The organism is Alistipes sp. CAG:268 (assembly GCA_000434235.1).
GTDB lineage: Bacteria > Bacteroidota > Bacteroidia > Bacteroidales > Rikenellaceae > Alistipes > Alistipes avistercoris.
Genome location: FR891967.1, coordinates 41,365 through 48,140 on the forward strand (window position 1 = coordinate 41,365; position 6,776 = coordinate 48,140).

Annotated in this window: 5 protein-coding genes; all 5 read right to left on the bottom strand. The window is 63.2% G+C overall.

The window, feature by feature from the left end:
• Positions 1–20 precede the first annotated feature (20 nt).
• Positions 21–971 (bottom strand): dihydroorotate dehydrogenase, encoded by a 951-nt coding sequence (locus tag QZL63_RS00845; protein ID WP_022307462.1) that lies wholly within the window; start codon positions 969–971, stop codon positions 21–23.
• Entirely contained in the window at positions 965–1,720 is a 756-nt protein-coding gene (locus tag QZL63_RS00850) for a dihydroorotate dehydrogenase electron transfer subunit (protein ID WP_022307463.1), read from the bottom strand. Before QZL63_RS00850 ends, QZL63_RS00845 begins: the two co-directional genes overlap by 7 nt.
• A gap of 4 nt (positions 1,721–1,724) precedes the next feature.
• The gene (gene carB / locus QZL63_RS00855; protein WP_290585381.1) at positions 1,725–4,907 is read right to left on the bottom strand and encodes a carbamoyl-phosphate synthase large subunit; all 3,183 of its coding nucleotides are present in this window, start codon (positions 4,905–4,907) and stop codon (positions 1,725–1,727) included.
• Entirely contained in the window at positions 4,900–5,991 is a 1,092-nt protein-coding gene (gene carA / locus QZL63_RS00860) for a glutamine-hydrolyzing carbamoyl-phosphate synthase small subunit (RefSeq protein ID WP_022307465.1), read from the bottom strand. The genes carB and carA overlap by 8 nt, the downstream gene beginning before the upstream one ends.
• Before the next feature lie 6 nt (positions 5,992–5,997).
• On the bottom strand, positions 5,998–6,776 hold a 779-nt coding region (locus QZL63_RS00865), incomplete at its 5' end, for a dihydroorotase (protein ID WP_290585393.1).

Genomic DNA, 6,776 nt, shown 5'->3' on the forward strand with positions numbered 1-6,776 from the left:
TTTCCGTCCGCCGCCCGAGCTCACTCCACGCAGCCGATGATGTCGCGCAGCCGTTCGATCCCGAGACGCTCCATCTCGGCGGGCAGGGCCTCGATGATCTCCTTCGAGGCGTAGGGATTGACCAGGTTCGCCGCCCCGACCTGCACGGCCGTGGCTCCGGCCATCATCATCTCGATGACGTCCGAGGCGGACTGCACGCCGCCGCACCCCATCACGGGGATCCGGCAGGCACGGGCCACCTGGTAGACCATCCGCAGGGCCACGGGGAAGACCGCCGCGCCCGAGAACCCGCCCATCGTGTTGGCGATCACCGGACGCCGCCGCACCGTGTCGATGCGCATGCCCAGCAGCGTATTGATCAGACAGATGCCGTCGGCCCCGGCCTCCTCGCACGCCCGGGCGATCGAGACGATGTCCGTCACATTGGGCGAGAGTTTGATGAAGACCGGCTTGGTCGTCACGGCCTTCACGGCGCGCGTCACCTCGGCCGCCGCCTCGGGCGACGTACCGAACGACATGCCGCCGTGCCGCACGTTGGGACACGAGACATTGACCTCGATGATGCCCACCTGCTCCTCGCGGTCGATCCGCTCGCAGCAGTAGGCGTACTCCTCGACCGAGAAGCCCGATATGTTGGCGATCACCGGCTTGTGGAAATACTCCTTCAGCCGCGGCAGCTCCTCGGCGATCACGTGGTCGATGCCGGGGTTCTGCAGCCCCACGGCATTGATCATGCCGCCGGTGCACTCGGCAATGCGGGGCGTCGGGTTGCCGAAGCGCGCCTCGCGGGTCGTTCCCTTGAAGGAGAACGAACCGAGGATGTTGATGTCGTAGAACTCCCTGAACTCGTTGCCGAACCCGAAGGTCCCGCTGGCCGGGATCACGGGGTTGTCCAACGTCAGTCCGCACAGCTCGACCGAAAGGTCGCGCACCGCGGCGCCCTGCGCCGCACTCTTCGGATCGCTTACCATATCACCTCTCCTTTCTCCAGCACGGGACCCTCCTTGCAGATACGCTTGTTCCCGTATTTGGTTTTGCACGAACACCCCATGCAGGCGCCGAATCCGCAGCCCATGCGCTCCTCGAACGACAGCTGTCCGTCCTGTTCGACCGCCTCGGCCAGGGCCCGCAGCATCGGCAGCGGCCCGCAGGCGTAGAAGTAGTCGAAGTCGGGATGCCGTTCGGCGATGGCCGTCGTGACGAAACCCCGGACGCCGTGCGAGCCGTCGGCCGTGGCGACCGTCACCCGGCAGCCCAGCGCGCGGAACTCCTCTTCGTAGAAGCACTCCGAGGCGGTGTTGAATCCCAGCACGACCTGCACCTCGCGTCCCTCGGCAAGCAGTTTCCGGGCCAGGTTATAAAGCGGGGGTACCCCTACGCCGCCGCCGACGAGCAGCGGACGGCGCACCTCACCGCGGATCGAGAAGCCGTTGCCCAGTCCGGTCAGCAGGTCCAGCTCCGCACCCGCCGCCATGCGGCTCATCTGCTCCGTACCTCCGCCCACGACCTTGTAGATCAGCGTGATCGTGTGTTCATCGTAGTCGCAGACCGAGATCGGACGGCGCAAATACCTGCCTTCCAGCGCAATATTGACAAACTGTCCCGGAGCGGTGATCCACCGCGTATCGCCCGCGAGCACCATGCGCCACACGTTCCGTGTCAGCGGCTCGTTGGATTCGATCCGGTAAACGCCTTTCTTGTATGCGGTTTCCGTATCCATGACGTTACTTCGCATCGATCGTCGAAACACGCAGCGTGATCTCCTCCAGCACGTCGAGCAGCACCCGTACCGTTTCGAGCGCCGTGAAGACCGTCACGTTGTTCTCGACGGCCGTGCGGCGAATCTCGTATCCGTCCAGGCGTGTATTGTGCTGGTTGATGTCGATCGTGTTGATCACGTAGCTGATGTGTCCCTGGCGCAGGGCCTCGATAATCTCCGAGCTGCCCTCGCTCAACTTGCGGCGCGTGCGGGTGCGGATGCCGTGCTCGCGCAGGAACTCGGCCGTTCCGGTCGTCGCCTCGATGTTGAAGCCCAGGTCGTAAAAGCGCTTCACGAGAGGCAGCGCCTGCAGCTTGTCCTGGTCGGCGATCGTAACGAAGATCGTTCCGTAGTTCGACACATGCATGCCCGTGGCCTGCAGGGCCTTGTAGAGGGCACGCGTGAGTTTGTCGTCGTAGCCGATCGCCTCGCCCGTCGATTTCATCTCGGGCGAGAGGTAGGAGTCCACACCGCGGATCTTGGCGAACGAGAAGGCCGGGGCCTTGACGTACCAGCGCTGCTTCTCCCGTCCGTAAACCTCCGTGATGCCCAACTCGCGCAGCGACTTGCCCAGGATGACCTGCGTGGCGATGTGCGCCATCTGCACGCCCGTGGATTTCGAAAGGAACGGCACCGTACGCGACGAGCGCGGATTGACCTCGATGACGTAGACGTCGTCGTCGCCGGCAACGATGAACTGGATGTTGTAGAGGCCCACGATGCCGATGCGCAGACCCAGTTTGACCGTATAGTCGATGATCTTGTCCTTGGCCTTCTGGCTGACGCTGAAGGTCGGATAGACGCTGATCGAGTCGCCCGAGTGGATACCCGTATGCTCGACATGCTCCATGATGCCCGGAATGAAGACATCCTTGCCGTCGCAGATGGCATCGACCTCGAGCTCCTTGCCCATGATGTAGCGGTCTACCAGAACCGGCGAGTCCTCATTGACCTCGACGGCCGTCTGCAGGTAGTGGCGCAGGCGCTCCTCGTTCGAGACAATCTGCATGGCGCGGCCGCCCAGCACGTAGCTCGGACGCACCAGCACCGGATAGCCGATGCGGGCTGCGGCACGCACTCCGGCCTCGATGTCCGTCACGGCCTCGGCTTCGGGCTGCGGAATGCCCAGCTCCTCCATGATCTTCTCGAAGCAGCCGCGGTCCTCGGCGTTGCGGATCGCCTCGCAGTCGGTGCCGATGATGGGCACGCCCAGCTCGGCCAGCGGCTCGGCCAGGTTGATGGCCGTCTGTCCGCCGAGCGAGACGACGATGCCCTTCGGCTTCTCGAGGTGAATGACATTCATCACGTCCTCGACCGTAAGCGGCTCGAAATAGAGTTTGTCGCTGGTGGTATAGTCGGTCGAGACGGTCTCGGGGTTGTTGTTGATGATGATGGCCTCGTAGCCCGCCTCGCGGATCGACCAGATGGCGTGTACGGTCGAATAGTCGAACTCGACACCCTGACCGATGCGGATCGGGCCCGAACCCAGCACGACGATCTTCTCCTTGTCGCTGACCTTCGACTCGTTCTCCTGCTCGTAGGTCGAGTAGAAATAGGGCACGTAGGAGTCGAACTCGCTGGCGCACGTGTCGATCATCTTGTAGACGGGGAAGATGTTGTTCTTCTCGCGCAGGCGGTAGACGTCGTGCTGCGAAAGTCCCCACAGCTGGCCGATGAACTTGTCGCTGAAGCCCATGCGCTTGGCATCGCGCAGCGTCTCGGGATCCATCGGATGGGCGCGCACGACATGCTCGAACTCGACGATATTCTTGAACTTCTCGAGGAAGAACATGTCGATCTTCGTGTTGTTGTAGATCAGCGCCAGATCGACGCCGCCGCGGATGAGCTGGGCAATGGCGTACAGACGGTCGTCGGTACCCTCCTTGATGTAGGCCAGCAGGTCGTCGTTCGACCACGAGTCGAACTTCTTGTGGTAAATGTGGCAGACGCCCGTCTCGAGCGAACGCACGGCCTTGAGCAGCGACTCCTCCATCGTGCGGCCGATCGACATCACCTCGCCCGTGGCCTTCATCTGCGTGCCGAGCTTGTTCGAGGCGTCGGCGAACTTGTCAAACGGGAAGCGCGCCACCTTCGTTACGACGTAGTCGAGCGTCGGCTCGAACGAGGCCGGAGTATTGGCGATGCGGATCTCGTCGAGCGTCAGGCCCACGGCGATCTTGGCGCTCACGCGGGCAATGGGGTATCCCGAAGCCTTCGACGCGAGGGCCGAGGAGCGCGACACGCGCGGATTGACCTCGATCAGGTAGTATTTGAACGACAGCGGGTCGAGTGCGAACTGCACGTTGCAGCCGCCCTCGATCTTCAGCGCGCGGATGATCTTCAGCGCCGAATCGCGCAGCATCTGGAACTCCTTGTTGGTGAGCGTCTGGCTCGGAGCCACGACGATCGAGTCGCCCGTATGGATGCCGACCGGGTCGATGTTCTCCATGCAGCAGATGCTGATGGCCGTGTCGTTGCGGTCGCGCATCACCTCGTACTCGATCTCCTTATAGCCCTTGATGCTCTTCTCGACGAGCACCTGGTGTACGGGCGAGAGCGACAGTGCGTGGCGCATCAGCTCGCGCAGCTCCTGCTCGTCGTCGGCGAATCCGCCGCCCGTACCGCCCAGCGTGAAGGCCGGGCGCAGCACCACCGGATAGCCGATCTTCGCGGCTATCTCCACGGCCTCTTCGACCGAGTTCGCCACCTCCGACGGAAGCACCGGCTCACCCAGCGACTCGCACAGTTCCTTGAAGAGCTCGCGGTCCTCGGCCTGCTCGATCGACTCGAACGACGTGCCGAGGATCTCGACCTGGCACTCCCGGAGGATGCCCTTCTTGGCCAGCTGTACGGCCAGGTTCAGACCCGTCTGGCCGCCCAGACCCGGGACGATGGCGTCAGGACGCTCGTAACGGATGATCTTGGCAACGTATTCGAGCGTCAGCGGCTCCATGTAGACCTTGTCGGCAATATGCGTGTCGGTCATGATGGTAGCCGGATTCGAATTGACCAGAATCACCTCGTAACCCTCCTCCTTGAGTGCAAGGCACGCCTGCGTACCCGCATAGTCGAACTCGGCGGCCTGACCGATCACGATCGGGCCCGACCCGATGACCATCACCTTCTTGATATCTTTTCTTTTAGGCATGTCTGAACTCCTCCATGATTTTAGTGAACTTTCCGAACAAATAAGCGCTGTCCTGCGGCCCCGAAGCGCTCTCGGGGTGATACTGCATCGAGAAGACGCCCTCGGCGGCGCACTCCACGCCCTCGGCCGTGCCGTCGAGCAGATTGACGTGCGTCAGCGTGAGCCCCGTGCCCTCGAGCGAGTCGATATCCACGGCATAGCTGTGGTTCTGGCTCGTGATCTCGAGCTTTCCGGTCTGCAGGTTCTTGACCGGGTGGTTGGCGCCGCGATGCCCGAACTTCATCTTGAAGGTCCGTGCGCCGTAGGCCAGCGAGATGAGCTGGTGGCCCATGCAGATGCCGAAGATCGGCAGGCGGCCCCGCAGCTGCTTGACCAGTTCGATCACCGGCTTCACGTCCTCCGGATTGCCGGGGCCGTTCGAGAGGACGAGGCCGTCGGGATGGAATGCCATCACCTCCTCGGCCGTAGAGTTGTAGGGCATGACGATCACGTTGCAACCCACGCGGTTGAGCAGCCGCACGATGTTGTACTTGATGCCGCAGTCGATGGCCACGACATCCCACTTGTGGTTGGGCACGCGCGACATCCACCGCTTGCGGCAGCTCACGCGCGAAACCATGTCGTGGGGCATCTCGTAGGCACGCAGCCGCTGCAGGGCCTCCTCGCAGGGGGTCGAGGCGTCGGTGACGATCACCTTCTGGCTGCCCTCGTCGCGGATGATCCGCGTCAGCGCCCGGGTATCGACTCCCGAAATGGCCGGAATCCCGTGCTCCTCGAGCACCTCGTGCAGGGTCTTCGTGTAGCGGAAATTCGAGGGCGAGTCATTGTACTCGCGCACGATCATGCCGCCGATGGTCGGCGTCTTGGTCTCGTAGTCCTCGTCGGTCATGCCGTAGTTGCCGATCAGCGGATAGGTCATCACGACCATCTGGTCCGTGTACGACGGATCGGACATGATCTCCTGATACCCCACCATCGAGGTATTGAAGACGATTTCGTTGATCGCCTCGCGGTCGGCACCGAAACCGTAGCCGTAGAACTCGCGGCCGTCCTCCAGGACAATTTTTTTGGTAAATGGCTTCATCCTTCTCTATTTGAATTTGCAATTGTCGTAATCATACACTTCGCGGCCGCCGACCACCGTCAGCACGGCCCGCCCGCGGACGGGCCATCCGGCGAAGGGCGTGGCGCGCCCCTTCGAGCGGAAGGTCGCGGGATCGATGCGGTATTCGGCCTCGAGGTCGAAGACCGTGAAGTCGGCCGCATCGCCCTCCTCCGTGCCGCCTCCGAGACCGAAGATCCGGCGCGGATTGACGGCCATCAGCCCGATCAGCTGCTCGAGCGTGATTATCCCCCGTCCGACCAGATAGCGGTAGAGCAGCGGGAAGGCGCACTCGAGCCCCACGATGCCCATTGCACTGCGGGCCAGGCCGCGGAGTTTCTCCTCGGCCGTATGGGGGGCATGGTCGGTGGCGATCACCTCGATCGTCCCGTCGAGAATGCCTGCGATGAGCGCCTCGCGGTCCTCACGGCTCCGCAGCGGGGGATTCATCTTGAAGCGGCCCTCCTCGCGCAGATCGTCGTCGGTGAGCAGCAGGTAGTGCGGCGCCGTCTCGCAGCTCACGCGGAGCCCCCGGGCCTTGGCCTGCCGGACCAGTTCGACGCTCTCGCGGGTCGAGACGTGGCAGACATGGTACTGGCATCCGGTCCGGGCGGCCAGTTCGATGTCGCGCTCGACCTGGCGCCATTCGCTCTCGGACGAGATCCCCTTGTGTCCGTGCTCGTGACAGTAGGCACCGTCGTGGATGTATCCGCCGTGCAGCAGGTCGTCCACCTCGCAATGGGCGACGATCGGCCGTCCGACAGCCG